At 69.1% G+C, this 13,641-nt stretch carries 11 protein-coding genes; 8 read left to right on the top strand and 3 right to left on the bottom strand.

The window, feature by feature from the left end; translation table 11 throughout:
* Positions 1-17: 17 nt before the first annotated feature.
* Both rhmD and L1Z78_RS01530 read right to left on the bottom strand, forming a co-directional pair.
* Complete coding sequence (gene rhmD, locus L1Z78_RS01535) at positions 18-1,205, bottom strand: L-rhamnonate dehydratase (protein ID WP_234639826.1); 1,188 nt, start codon at positions 1,203-1,205, stop codon at positions 18-20.
* Between the two features lie 29 nt (positions 1,206-1,234).
* A complete protein-coding gene (locus L1Z78_RS01530) occupies positions 1,235-2,530 on the bottom strand; it encodes an MFS transporter (protein WP_234639825.1) in 1,296 nt (431 codons plus the stop codon).
* A 337-nt stretch (positions 2,531-2,867) separates the two neighbouring features.
* Between L1Z78_RS01530 and L1Z78_RS01525 the strand changes: the two genes are divergently transcribed.
* The 4 genes from L1Z78_RS01525 (at position 2,868) to L1Z78_RS01510 (ending at position 6,502) form a co-directional block, all read left to right on the top strand.
* Entirely contained in the window at positions 2,868-3,914 is a 1,047-nt protein-coding gene (locus L1Z78_RS01525; RefSeq protein ID WP_234639824.1) for a LysR family transcriptional regulator, read from the top strand.
* A gap of 88 nt (positions 3,915-4,002) precedes the next feature.
* A complete protein-coding gene (locus L1Z78_RS01520; RefSeq protein ID WP_234639823.1) occupies positions 4,003-4,785 on the top strand; it encodes a heparan-alpha-glucosaminide N-acetyltransferase in 783 nt (260 codons plus the stop codon).
* Positions 4,786-4,916: 131 nt separating this feature from the next.
* The gene (locus L1Z78_RS01515) at positions 4,917-5,249 is read left to right on the top strand and encodes a helix-turn-helix domain-containing protein (protein WP_234639822.1); all 333 of its coding nucleotides are present in this window, start codon (positions 4,917-4,919) and stop codon (positions 5,247-5,249) included.
* A complete protein-coding gene (locus L1Z78_RS01510) occupies positions 5,246-6,502 on the top strand; it encodes a type II toxin-antitoxin system HipA family toxin (RefSeq protein ID WP_234639821.1) in 1,257 nt (418 codons plus the stop codon). Before L1Z78_RS01515 ends, L1Z78_RS01510 begins: the two co-directional genes overlap by 4 nt.
* Before the next feature lie 26 nt (positions 6,503-6,528).
* Here L1Z78_RS01510 and L1Z78_RS01505 read toward each other — a convergent pair whose 3' ends face one another.
* Complete coding sequence (locus tag L1Z78_RS01505) at positions 6,529-7,935, bottom strand: PLP-dependent aminotransferase family protein (RefSeq protein WP_234639820.1); 1,407 nt, start codon at positions 7,933-7,935, stop codon at positions 6,529-6,531.
* Between the two features lie 112 nt (positions 7,936-8,047).
* On the opposite strand from L1Z78_RS01505, the gene L1Z78_RS01500 reads away from it, so the two are divergent.
* The 4 genes from L1Z78_RS01500 to L1Z78_RS01485 all read left to right on the top strand — a co-directional run bounded on the left by L1Z78_RS01500 (position 8,048) and on the right by L1Z78_RS01485 (position 13,636).
* Positions 8,048-9,337: a hydroxymethylglutaryl-CoA reductase, degradative gene (locus tag L1Z78_RS01500; RefSeq protein WP_234639819.1), complete on the top strand. Its 1,290-nt coding sequence runs from the start codon at positions 8,048-8,050 to the stop codon at positions 9,335-9,337.
* 338 nt (positions 9,338-9,675) lie between these two features.
* Positions 9,676-10,875 carry an ABC transporter substrate-binding protein gene (locus tag L1Z78_RS01495; protein ID WP_234639818.1) on the top strand — a complete coding sequence of 400 codons (1,200 nt, stop codon included), beginning with the start codon at positions 9,676-9,678 and terminating at the stop codon, positions 10,873-10,875.
* 19 nt (positions 10,876-10,894) lie between these two features.
* Entirely contained in the window at positions 10,895-11,815 is a 921-nt protein-coding gene (locus L1Z78_RS01490) for a branched-chain amino acid ABC transporter permease (RefSeq protein ID WP_234639817.1), read from the top strand.
* 9 nt (positions 11,816-11,824) lie between these two features.
* Complete coding sequence (locus tag L1Z78_RS01485; RefSeq protein ID WP_418921703.1) at positions 11,825-13,636, top strand: ABC transporter permease subunit; 1,812 nt, start codon at positions 11,825-11,827, stop codon at positions 13,634-13,636.
* Positions 13,637-13,641 lie beyond the last annotated feature (5 nt).

Genomic DNA, 13,641 nt, shown 5'->3' with positions numbered 1-13,641 from the left:
CAGGCATGGCGGTCCTTTCAGTGCGTGTAGGGGCGGTGCAGGGCACATTCGGGATTGAGCTCCACGCCGAAGCCCGGCTTGTCCAGCACCGACAGGCGCATGCGCCCGTTGACCGGCACCGGCTCGCCCAGCAGCTGCGGATGGAACATGGGCACGACCTCGTCGGCCTGGGGGGCCATCATCAGGAACTCGGCAAACGGGCTGTTGTGGCGCGTGGCCACGAAGTGGTAGCTGTAGACGCTGGAGCCATGCGGGATGACCAGGGCCTGGTGGGCATCGGCCAGGGCCGAGATCTTGAGCAGCTCGGTGATGCCGCCGCACCAGCCCACGTCGGGCTGGATGATGTCGCAGCAGCCCATCTCCAGCAGCTGGCGAAAGCCCCAGCGCGTGGCCTCGTGCTCGCCCGTGGTCACCAGCATGCCGGTGGGCACGTTCTTCCTCAGCGCCGCATAGCCCCAGTAGTCGTCGGGCGGCAGGGCCTCCTCGATCCACTTGAGGCCGTATTCCCGCGCCCCCTGCGCCAGGCGCGTGGCGTAGTTCACATCCAGGCTCATCCAGCAGTCCAGCATGAGCCAGAAGTCCGGGCCCACGCGCTCGCGCATGGTGGCCAGCTCCTGCAGGTTGCGGCGCAGGCCCTCCTCGCCCTCGGCCGGGCCGTGGTGCAGCGGCAGCTTGCCGCCGATGAAGCCCATCTTCTGCGCCAGGTCGGGCCGCGCGCCCGTGGCGTAGAACTGCAGCTCGTCGCGCACGGCGCCGCCCAGCAGCTGGTGCACGGGCTCGCCGCGCACCTTGCCCAGCAGGTCCCACAGCGCCAGGTCCACGCCCGAGATCGTGTTGATGACGATGCCCTTGCGGCCGTAGTACAGCGTGGACAGGTACATCTGGTCCCAGATGCGCTCGATGTCGGTGACCCGGGCGCCTTCGAGGAAGCGCGCCAGGTGCTTCTCGACGATGAAGGCCGCGGGCTCGCCCCCCGTGGTCACGGCAAAGCCCACGTTGCCGGCGCTGTCCTCGATCTCCACCACCAGCGTGCCCAGCACGTTGATGCCGAAGCTGCGCCGGCTCTGGCGGTACTCGGGATACTTGGCCATGGGCGTGGCGATGTGGTCGTCGATCCAGTGGCCGTCGGACTGGTCGTGGTAGTCGGCGCCACCGCCCTTGAGCGTGAAGGCGCGCACCTGCTTGATGGTGGGGATGTGTGTCATGGGATGGTGTTTTCTCCGTGTACAGGGGTTCAGGCGGCGGAAGGTGCCGCCACGGCCGGCGCCAGGCGTGCGCGCACGCCCAGCACCAGGGCGGCGGCCAGCAGCGTGGTGGCCGACAGCAGGTACAGGCCCGCCGCCGGGGAGTGGAAGAAGCCCTCGGCCCAGTTCTTCACGATGGGGGCGATGAAGCCGCCCACGGCGCCGAGGGAGTTGATGAAGGCGATGCCGCCGGCGGCCGCGGCACCGGCCAGCGTGTTGGCCGGAAAGGCCCAGAACACGGGCTGCACCGCGATGAAGCCGGCCGCCGCCAGGCACAGCGCGGCCACGCCCAGCAACGGGCTGGAAAAGCTCACAGAGGCGGCCATGCCCACGGCGGCCATCACCAGGGTCAGGCTGGCAATGCCGCGCGGCTGTCCCGTGCGTTCGGCATGGCCCGGAATCCACCAGGCGGCCAGCAGCGCGCACAGCCAGGGAATGGCCGAGACCACCCCCACCAGCAGCCCCACCCTGGTGCCCAGCAGGCCCGCCACCTGGCTGGGCAGGTAGAACACCACGCCATAGACGCTGGCCTGGATCAGCAGGTAGATCAGCGCCAGGTAGAGCACGCGCGGCTGGCACAGCGCGGCCAGCAGGCTGTGGCCGTGGCTGCCCTTGGCGCGCTCCTCGCTGTCCAGGATGTCCTGCAGCAGCGCCTTGTCCTCGCGGCCGAGCCAGGCGGCGTCGGCGGGGCGGTTGTCCAGGTAGAAGTACGACCAGATGCCGACGGCCACGGCCATCAGGCCCTCGACGGCGAACAGCCATTGCCAGCCATGCCAGCCGCCCAGGCCGTCCATCTCCAGCAGCAGGCCCGACAGCGGGCTGCCGAAGATGAAGGCCAGCGGCGCGCCGAAGTAGAAAAAGCCCATGGCCTGCGCGCGGTGCGCGGCCGGGAACCAGTAGGTCAGGTACAGGATGACGCCGGGAAAGAAGCCCGCCTCGGCCACGCCCAGCAGGAAGCGCAGCACGTAGAAGGTGGTCTCGTTGCGGGCGAACATCATGGCCGCCGACACCAGGCCCCAGGTGACCATGATGCGGCACATCCACAGGCGCGCGCCCACGCGGTGCATGATCAGGTTGCTGGGCACTTCCAGCAGCGCGTAGCCGGCGAAGAACACGCCCGCGCCGAAGGCGAAGGCCGCATCGCTGATGCCGGTGTCGGCCTGGAAGGCCAGCTTGGCGAAGCCCACGTTGGCCCGGTCCAGGAAGGCCATGATGTACATGAGCAAAAGGAAGGGCAGCAGGCGCCAGGAGATCCTGGCGAGCAGGGGAGCGGGAAGTTTTTTCATCGCCGGGCCGCCCCAAGATGAAAAAGCGGCCCCCTCGGGGGGCAGCGGACCTTGCGAAGCAAGGGGAGTGTGGGGGGAAGAGTTCATGACGTGTCCTCGCAGGCAATGGATGGCCATCACGCCCGCAATGAGGCGGGCGCTGAAGGCGTGCTTTGGGGAAGGCCGAGGCGGGCGCGGCACGGCGGCCGGCCGCGTCAGCGCATCATGAGGAAGGCGATGGGCGGTGCATGTCTTGTCTCCTGTATGGGCGGTATTTCTTCTTGTGGGAAACCCAATGTACGGCGCATGATCGATGCCCTGCAAATCGAATTTCGTTCACATCCGATACCCTGCGCTTATGGCTTCCGAGACACCGCCCGCCACCCCGCCCGTGCTGCACCGCAGCCTGCTCAACCGGCTGCGCTACAAGCACCTGCACATGCTGGTGGCCCTGGGCTCCAGCCTGAACCTGCACCGCGCATCGATCGGCCTGGCCATGTCCCAGCCGGCGGCCACGCGCATGCTGCGCGAGATCGAGGACATGTTCGGCTGCCAGCTGTTCGAGCGCCTGCCGCGCGGCATGCGGCCCACGGCGCTGGGCGCGCAGCTGGTGCGCTTCGCCGAGGCCTCTCTCAACAGCCTGGACCGCTGCGCCGAAGACCTGGCCGCGCGCCGCCAGGGCGGCTACGGCTACCTGTCCATAGGCACCATCATGGGTGCCGCGCCCGACCTGGTGATGACCGCCGTGGCGCGCCTGAAGGCCGGCAACCCGCAGTTGCGCATCCGCATCATGGGCGACACCAGCGACCAGGTGCTGCGCCTGCTGGACCAGCGGCGCATCGACCTGGCGATCGCTCGGCGCAATCCTTCCGCCGAGGGCGGCCCCTACAGCTTCGAGGAACTGGGCAACGAGCGGCTGCTGGTGGTGGTGCGCAGCGGCCATGCGCTGGCACGGCGCCGCAAGCTCGCCTGGGAAGAGCTGCTGCACGACTGGCCCTGGATTCTTCAGCCGTCCACCAGCCCGGCGCGCATCGCGCTCGACCAGCTGCTGCAGCGCCTGGGGCTGCCGGCACCGGCCGATGTCATCGAATGCAGCTCGGTGTATTCCATGCAGCAGCTGGTGCAGTTGACCGATGCCGCCATGCTGCTGTCCGAATCGGCCTTGAAGGACTATCTGCGCATGGGCCTGGTGAAGGCCCTGCCGCTGCGGCTGGATGCGCCCCTGGCGCCCTTCGGCATCCTTGCGCGCGCCGACGAGGCGCTCAATCCGGAACAGCAAAAATTCATCGATCTGCTGCATTCGCTGGGCCGCGCAGACGACCACGCCCAGGCCAGCGTGGTTGCCCGCTCGCAACGCTGCAAACCTGAAAATCGCGTGCGACACAAGCGCATCGATGCGATCTGACCCAGGCCGCCGAGCCACGAGACCCGCAGTGCGTCACACTGGCGGGCTTCAGCCCATGCCATGGGCGAGAACGATCGGCCTGCCCCCCATGTCTGCCCCATTGCCTGAGCCCTCTGCCGCTTCCCGCTGGATGTTCCTGGACAGCATGCGCGGGCTGGCGCTGGTCTGGATGACGGTGTTCCATTTCTGCTTCGACCTGAGCCATCTGGGTTTCTGGAGCCAGGACTTCTACGGCGATCCGTTGTGGACATGGCAGCGCAGGGGCATCGTCACGCTGTTCCTGCTGTGCGTGGGTCTGGCACAGGCGCAAGTGCAGGCCAGGGCTGCGCCAGCCGCCTTGCCATGGCGGCGCTGGGCACGCCTGGCCGCTTGCGCACTGGCGGTGTCCGGTGCGTCATACGCCATGTTTCCGGACCGCTACATCTACTTCGGCGTGCTCCATTGCATTGCCCTGCTATCGCTTGCGCTGTGGTGGATGCGGCGCTGGCCCGACACGGGCCTGCTGGCCGCTGCAATACTGGCCCTCGCCGTGCCGCCGCTGTACCAGGCCCTGGCCGCCAGCTGGCCCGACCCGCTGGTGCGGATGCTCAACGGCAGGGCCGGCAGCGTGCTGGGCCTGGTCACGGAACTGCCCTCCACCGAAGACTATGTGCCGCTGCTGCCCTGGCTGGGCGTGGCCGTGCTGGGCCTGTGGGCAGGGCGGCAGCTGGCGCGCCCGGGCCTGGCGGCACCCGCCCTGCCGCAGCACACGGCCCGCCGGCCCCTGCGCCTGCTGGCCTGGCTGGGGCGGCACAGCCTGCCGTACTACATGCTGCACCAGCTGGTGCTGATGGGGGGCTTGATGGCGCTGCGTGCGTGGATGTTTGCGTGAAACTGGCTGAAGCGGCGTGGCCCAATGAGGGGGAACACTCCACCGACAACCCTTTTATTAGCGTTTATTTGCGCCATAAGGATAATAGGACGCAAATAAACGCCAACTCCCAAGCATCCCAGGACGCGCGCATGAAGAAGAGCTCAGATACCGCATTGCTGCCCTTTGAGGCCGAGCACGCTGCCGCTGTTCTATCTGCCAAGGTCCGCACGGCGCGCATCGCCCGCGGATGGACCCAGGCTGAACTGGCATCGCGCAGCGATCTCTCCGCGCGCACCGTCACCAGCATCGAGGCGGGGTCCGTCTCGGTCCAGCTGGGCTTCTGGCTCAAGGCGCTGTGGGCGCTGGACCTGATCAACGACTTCATCAACGGTGCCCAGGCCGTGGGCAAGAACGACCATGAGTTTGCGCTGCTCGAATCGAACATGCCCATGCGGGTGCGCGAAAAAGGGCGTTCGCCATGACCAGCAAGCCGGTGTGGATCTGGCTGCCCGGACAGACGCAGCCTGTGCGGGCGGGCCTGTTCACGCTGGCGGGGACTGCGGCCATTCCCCTGGGTACCTTCGCGTATGACAAAGCGTATGCACAACGCCCTGACCGCCTGGCACTCGACGAGCGGCAGTTGCGCGGCTTCAGGGGCACGGCCAAGACGACGGACTACCAGGGTGTGTTCGACATACTGCGCGACGTGACGCCGGAAGGGTTCGGGCTGGACATGCTCCTGCGCCGCAGGACGGTGGCCAGCTTGAGCGCGCTGGACGCCCTCGAATTCGCGGAAGGCGACGCAGTGGGTGCCGTGGCCGTCTGCGATGACATCGCCACGAAGATGGCATTCGTGCCCAGGTCCTCCCAGGACATGTTCGACGTGATGGACGATACGGAGCCGGCCCAGTCAGGCGCACACATCGTCACCCGCTTGCACGGCCTGCCCTCCACCAGCCTGGGCGGCGAGCGGCCGAAGATCACCGTGGCGCACAAGGGCCAGTGGTGGCTGGCCAAGTTCGCGGGCAGCAAGGATGCCCCCTCGTCACCTTTGCGCGAGTACCTGTGCATGAAGCTGGCACGCGAGGCAGGGATCGACGCTGCCGAAGTGGAATTCATGCAGCGCAAGGGCCGCGGCACGGTGCTGGTCAAGCGCTTCGACCGCCAGTGGGATGCCCAGGGCCGCTGCGAGCGGCTGCACTTCGCCAGCGGAGCAACGATGCTGGGAGCGGCCGCTGCCAGCCGCGACGCCCCTGGCCGCACCTATATCAACATGGGCTTGAACGCCCTGCGCTGGGGGGTGCAACAGCACCTGCCCGAGCTGTGGCGCCGCATGGCCTTCAACGTCCTGATCGGCAATGGCGACGACCATCCGCGCAACCATGGCTTCCTGCGCCGCAGCAGCGGCTGGTGCCTGTCCCCCGCCTATGACATCGCCCCCTATACGCCCCGTGGCGGCCAGGTCATGGAGGCCAAAGCCTTGTCCATGGGAGTGCTTCGCAACGGCGCTGCAGCGGCAACGGCCGACCACCTGCTGCTGGCCGCCAGGCAATTCGGACTGGACTACGCCGTGGCCAATGACTATCTGGACAGCGCCTGGCAAACCATCCATGACCGATGGACTTCGCTGGCGCAGGACGTGGGAGAGCAGCCGCTGGAGCGGCCCCGGTTCGAATTGCCCTCCAGGCCGCAGCGCCTGCCGGAGAAGGCGTGGAACAAGGCACGGGCCAGATAGCGCCCAGCCCCTGTCGTCTTCCCGGGTCAGGCCCGCCGAGCCAGTACCTGGGCCATCGCCGCCTGAAAGCGCGCATCCGGCAGGGCGCCGGCATTGCAGCGCGACCAGCGCGAGAGGGCCGAGGGATCGACGTGGAAGATACGCCCCGGCGCCATGCCGACATGGCGCGCCGCCAGTTGCCGTGCCAGCTCCAGCGAGTCCGGCACGCCGGGGAAGGCCACCCACAGGTACAGGCTCTGCGGGCTGCGCGCGAAGACCTCGCAGCCCTGCGCATCCAGCCAGTCCAGCGCCTGCGCCGTGGCCTGGCCCAGCCTGCGGCGCAGGCGCACGAGATGGCGCTCGTAGTGGCCCTCGCGCAGCATCACGTCGACCATGCGCTCGCAATACTCCGATCCGCTGACGTGGATCAGCGCCTTGAGGTCGGCAAGGTCGCTGGCCAGCGCACCGTTGCAGGCGATGAAGCCCACGCGCAGTGCGGCCGAGAAGGACTTGGAGAAGCTGCCGATGTAGAGGGTGCGCTCCAGCTGGTCCAGCGTGGACAGGCGCACGGCCGAGGTGGGCTTGAAGTCGGCCAGCGGGTCATCCTCGACGATGAGCAGGTTGTGGCGCTCGGCCAGCTGCAGCACCTCGCGTGCCTTGGCCTCGGAGAGGTCCGAGCCCGTGGGGTTGTGCGCCAGCGACTGCGTGAAGAACAGGCGCGGCCGGTGGCGGGTCAGCAGCGCCTGCAGCGCCACCGTGTCCGGCCCGTCGGCCAGGCGCGGCACGCCCACGATGTGGGCGCCGGCCAGCCGCAGCTTGCCGAACAGCGGGTAGTAGCCGGGCTCGTCCACCAGCACCGTGGCGCCGGGCGGCACGAAATAGCGGATGACCAGGTCCATCGCCTCGTTGGCGCCCTGCGTGAGCACCAGCTGCCCCGGTGTGGAGCGCAGCCCGAAGTCGCCCAGCTTGCGCACCAGGCTGTCGCGCAGCGGCGCGTAGCCGTAGCGGTTGCCATAGCGAAACAGCGCGCCCAGCCCGGTGCGCACCACCTTCTGGTGGTAGCGGTCCAGCCGCATGTCGGCCAGCCAGTCCACGGGCGGAAAGCCGTCGCCCACGGCCACGCCATCGGGCGGGGTCTTGAGCTGCTCGCGCATCAGCCAGACGATGTCCATGGCGCGGCCCAACTGGCCGGCATCTTCGTCGGGCCGCCGTGCGCTGCGCGCCGGCCCCAGCACGTAAAAGCCCGATCCCCGGCGCGGCTCGACGATGCCGCGCGAGACCAGCAGGTCGAAGGCGGCGACCACGGTGTTCTTGGCATAGCGGTGCAACTGGGCCAGCTCGCGCAGCGAGGGCAGCTTGTCGCCGTCGCGGTAGACCCCCTCGGCGATCTGCCGGCCGATGAGGTCGGCCAGTTGCTCGGCGATGGGGGCCGAGCGTCCCTTGCCTGCGGCCATGGGTCCTCCCTGGATGCGCCAGTGCGCGGCGCACTGTTCCCCGAAACTGTACCTTTTTCAAACGGTACGGCTTGCCTACAGTCCGGCGACCAGATCCCAGGAGATGCCGCCCATGGTCGCCGATTCCCGCCTTCCCCGATTCCGCACGCTCACACCGGCCCAGCGCCGGGATTTCCTCGCCCGGGCCTGCGGCCTGTCCGAGGCCGAGCAGGCCCTGCTGGCCACGCCCGGCGCCCTGCCGCCGGCACTGGCCGACGGCATGATCGAGAACGTGTTCGGCAGCTTCGAGCTGCCGCTGGGCGTGGCCGGCAACTTCCGCATCAACGGGCGCGACGTGCTGGTGCCCATGGCGGTCGAGGAGCCCTCGGTGGTGGCCGCCGCCTCGTACATGGCCAGGCTGGCGCGCGAGGACGGGGGCTTTCAGACCTCGAGCACGCTGCCGCTGATGCGCGCCCAGGTGCAGGTGCTGGGCATGACCGACCCGCATGGCGCGCGCATCGCCGTGCTGCAGGCCGGCGAGCGCATCATCGAGCGCGCCAACGGCCGCGACCAGGTGCTGATCGGCCTGGGCGGCGGCTGCAAGGACATCGAGGTCCACGTCTTCCCCGACACGCCGCGCGGCCCCATGCTGGTGGTCCACCTGATCGTGGACGTGCGCGATGCCATGGGCGCCAACACCGTCAACACCATGGCCGAGGCCGTGGCGCCCCTGGTCGAGGAGATCACGGGAGGCAGCGTGCGGCTGCGCATCCTGTCCAACCTGGCCGACCTGCGCCTGGCGCGGGCCCGCGTGCGGCTCACGCCCCGGACCCTGGCCACCAAGGAGCGCAGCGGCGAGGCGATCATCGAGGGCGTGCTCGATGCCTTCACCTTCGCCGCCATCGATCCCTACCGCGCGGCCACGCACAACAAGGGCATCATGAACGGCATCGACCCCGTCATCGTGGCCACGGGCAACGACTGGCGCGCGGTCGAGGCCGGAGCCCATGCCTATGCCAGCCGCAGCGGCCGCTACACCGCGCTGACGCGCTGGGAAAAGGACGGCACGGGCGCCCTGGTCGGCAGCATCGAGCTGCCCATGCCGGTCGGCCTGGTCGGCGGTGCCACCAAGACCCACCCGCTGGCGCGCCTGGCGCTGAAGATGATGCAGGTGCAGTCGGCCGGCGAGCTGGGCGAGATCGCCGCCGCCGTGGGCCTGGCGCAGAACCTGGGCGCCCTGCGCGCCCTGGCCACCGAGGGCATACAGCGCGGCCACATGGCGCTGCATGCGCGCAACATCGCCCTGGTGGCCGGTGCCATCGGGGACGAGGTGGATGCGGTCGCCAAAATGCTGGCCGCCGAGCACGACGTGCGCACCGACCGGGCGCTGGAGATCCTGGCCGCGCTGCGCGCCGCAGGCTGAAGGCGCCCAGCAGCGCAACGGCGCAGCGGCTTGCGGGTAAGCCGGGGTGGGCCATGCGCCGGGCGATGGGTACAGTCTGCGCAGCCTCCTGTGCCTTGCTCGCTGGGCCCGCTACAACGTGCACTGCGTGCAGCACGAGCGCTTTCGCGCGGCGCTCGAAGGACTGCAGGCGCGTTGAGCCGGTGCACGGCCCCCAGGAAAACCCCTGCCGGCCCCGCCACTGTCCTCGCAAACTGTACCCCCTGCGACAGGTACAGCCCACCTACAGTCTGCACAGCGCCCACCGAGGCGCCCGGCCGGGACCGGCCCCGGCCAGGCACGCGACAGGAGACAAGCACATGCGCACATTCATTCTCGGGAAATGCAAGGCCCTGGCCCTGGCCACCGTGCTGGCCGCGGCGGCCTTCCAGGCACGGGCCCAGGACATCAGGATCGGCTTCAATGCCGACCTGTCGGCCAGCGGCGTGGCCGAGCTGGGCCTGGCCGCGCGCTGGGGGTTCGAGGCAGCCATCGAGGACATCAACCAGTCCGGCGGCGTGCTGGGCCGCAAGCTGGTCGCCGTGGTCCGCGACGACCTGGGCACGCCGCCCAAGTCGATCCAGAACATGACCGAGCTGATCGACAACGAAAAGGTCAGCGCCGTCGTGGGTCCGGCCAACTCGGGCAATGCCCTGGCCTGGCTGCACATTCCCCAGCAAAAGAAGATTCCCGTGGTGGTGCCCATCGCCACCGGCACCGAGATCACCACGCGCTATGCCGGCCAGGCGCAGAACTACCTGTTCCGCGTCTCCATGGTGGACCGCGAGCAGGTGGCCCTGCTGGGCGCCTATGCGGTCAAGTCGTCCAAGGCCGGCAAGATCGCCATCCTCGCCGACTCCACGGGCTATGGCCAGGGCGGCATCAAGGACGCCACCGAGGTGCTGGCGCTGCACGGCGTCAAGCCCGTGGCGGTCGAGAAATACGGCCCCAAGGACACGGACATCACCTCGCAGCTGTCCAAGATCAAGGCCGCCGGCGCCGACACGGTCATCGTCTACGGCATCGCCGACGGCACGGCCCAGGTGCTGCGCAGCATGGAAAAGATCAACTACCTGCCCACCACCCTGGGCACCTGGGGCAACCTCAGCGGCCTGCTGCCCAAGATGGCGGGCGCCAGGCTGTCCGAGCACCTGATCCTGGCCGCCTCCACCACCGAGGACACCAATGCCAGGACGCGCGCGCTGGGCGAGCGCGTGCGCAGGAAATTCCCCGAGATGACCACCTTCCCCTGCGCGGCCCAGGCCTATGACGCGGTGATGCTGATCGCCGCCGCCATGAAGCAGGCCAACAGCACCGACGGCGAGAAGGTGGCCGCCGCGCTGGAGAGCGTCAGCGGCGTGCAGGGCGTGATCAAGACCTATGACAGGCCTTTCAGCAAGACCCGGCACGAAGGCCTGTCCGTCTCGGACTTCTACCTGGCGCGCTGGAAGAACGGCGCCCCCGCGCGCTACGAGGATGCGGTGACCCAGGCGCTGACTGCCGCCGACCTCAAGCGCTGAATCCCCGGACCGACAGCACATGACGGCAAGCATTCTCCAGGCGCTGTTCAGCGGACTGGCCCTGGGCAGCATCTATGCGCTGGTGGCCCTGGGCTTCAACATCACGCACAGCACCACGCGCACCTTCAACTTCGGCCAGGGCGAGTTCCTGGTGGCGGGCGCCTTCGTCGGCGTGACGGCCGTGATGCTGCTGGCCGGCAAGGGCCTGGGCGCCACGCTGCAGCCGCAGGACGTGGGCATGGCCCGCTACGTTGCGGCGCTGCTTCTGACGGTGGTGGTGCTCGGCGCGCTGGGCGTGCTGCTGTACCACGCGGCCGTGCGGCCCTTCATCGGCCAGGGCGGGCTGGCCTGGGTGATGAGCACCATCGGCTTCGGCATCATCATCCAGAACACGGCGCTGGCCATCTGGGGGCCCTCGCCGCTGGTCCTGCCTTCGCCGCTGGGCAACGAGGTGATCCGCATCGGCGGCGCGGGCGTGCTGCCGCAGGAGATCCTGGTGCTGTGCGCCAGCATCGCCATCATGGTGGCGCTGGACTGGGTCATGCGCAAAACGCGCCTGGGCAAGGCCGTGCGCGCCGTGGCCCACAGCGGCGCCGCCGCCACGCTGATGGGCATCAACGTCACGGCCATCGTGGTGCTGGCCTTCGTGGTCAGCTCGGCCCTGGCGGGAATGGCGGGCCTGCTGATCGCGCCCATCACCACGGCATCGGTGTTCATGGGCCTGACGCTGGCGCTCAAGGCCTTTTCGGCCGCCATCTTCGGCGGCCTGGGCAGTCCGCGCGGCTGCATGCTGGGCGGCTTCATCCTGGGCCTCATCGAGGCGCTGGTCGGCCTGTGGCATGCGGAGCTGCGCGAGATCAGCATCTTCGTCCTCATCATCCTGGTGCTGGCCATCAAGCCCGAAGGGCTGCTGGGCCGGCGCATCGCCGAGAAGGTGTAAGCCATGGGAATGCGCCATGCACATCTGGCGGGCGTGCTCGCCTGCGCCCTGCTCATCGCCGTGCTGCCGCTGGCCACGGACAACGGCTTCTACCTGAAGATCGTCTTCCTCATCGCCGTCAACTACCTGGCCGCGTCGGGCCTGAACGTGCTGGTGGGCTATACGGGCCAGAAGTCCCTGGGCCATGCGGGACTGTTCGCCGTCGGCGCCTATACCGTGGCCCTGCTCACCACCCGCGCCGGCTGGAACCCCTGGCCGGCCTTCGCGGCGGCGGGCGCCATGGCCGGCCTGTTCGGCGTGGTCATCGCCTTGCCGGCCCTGCGCGCCAAGGGGCCCGCGCTGGCCATGATCACCATCGGCTTCGGCATCGTGGTGGAGAAGGTGGTGTCGGAGTGGCAGGACGTGTTCGCGGGCCAGCAGGGCATCTATGGCGTGGTGCCGCCCTCCATGGCCGGGGCGCCATTCGAGATGCGCCACTGGGTCTGGTTCGCGGGCGCGCTGGGCCTGGCGGCCCACCTCATGCTGCGCGCACTGCTGCGCGGCAAGTTCGGCCGGGCCTTCATGGCGGTGAACACCGGCGAGATCGCCGCCGAGAGCGTGGGCGTGTCGGTCTACCGCTTCAAGCTGCTGGCCTTCGTGATCAGCGCCGTCACCTGCGGCCTGGCGGGAGCGCTGATTGCCCAGCAGAACCAGTACATCAACTCCGACTTCATCCACTTCAACCTGTCCATCTTCTTCCTGCTGATCGTGCTGTTCGGCGGCAGCTCGGTCTACGGCCCCCTGGTGGGCGCCATCGTGCTGACGCTGCTGGACGCCTTCCTGGCACGCTGGCCCGAGGTGCAGCACTTCACCTACGGCGCCTTGCTGCTGTTCGCGCTGTACGCCATGCGCGACGGCCTGGCCGGCGCCCCGGGCCGGGCCGCCCGGGCGCTGCTGCCCGCGCTGCGCCGCAGGCCTGCGCTGTCCGCGCCGGTGGCCGCATGGCGCCTGCAGGCGCAGCAGGCCGCGGTGGCCGACAGCCCGCTGCTGGAGGCACGCCAGCTCTACAAGGCCTTCGGCGGCGTGGTGCCCACCAACGGCGTGGACCTGAGCCTGCGCAGCGGCCATGTGCATTCGCTGATCGGGCCCAATGGCGCGGGCAAGACCACGCTGCTCAACATCCTGTCCGGCGTGATCGCGCCGGACCGGGGCGGCATGGACTTCAACGGCCGCAGCACGGCCGGCATGGCGCCGCACCGCATCTGCCGCCTGGGCATGGGGCGCACCTTCCAGAACCTGCGCCTGTTCGCCGACATGTCGGTGCTGGACAACGTCATGCTGGGCCTGCACACGCGGCTGCGCCAGGGCTTCTTCAGCTGCCTGCTGGGCCTGCCCGGCGCACGGCGCGAGGAAGACGCCGCGCGCGGCGAAGCCTTGCAGATCCTCGCCTTCCTGGGTATGGACGACAAGGCCCATGAGACGGCGGGCAGCCTGCCCTACGGACTGCAGCGCCGCCTGGAGCTGGCACGCGCACTGGCCACCCATCCGCGCCTGCTGCTGCTGGACGAGCCGGCCGCGGGCCTGAACCCGCAGGAGACGCACGACCTGGCCGGCGTGATCCAGCGCATCCGCGACCTGGGCATCACGGTGCTGCTGATCGAGCACCACATGGACCTGGTGATGGCGATTTCCGACCATGTCATCGTGCTGGACTACGGCGAAAAAATCGCGGAAGGCGCGCCACAGGACGTGCAGCGCAACCCCCGCGTCATCGCCGCCTACCTGGGCAGCGATGAGCAAGAAGACGAAACTGCCCTGCCCCTGGAGGCCCGCCATGCATGAGGCCA

Source organism: Delftia tsuruhatensis, assembly GCF_903815225.1.
Taxonomy (GTDB): Bacteria; Pseudomonadota; Gammaproteobacteria; order Burkholderiales; family Burkholderiaceae_C; genus Comamonas; species Comamonas tsuruhatensis_A.
This window is presented reverse-complemented; position numbering and strand designations above follow the sequence as displayed.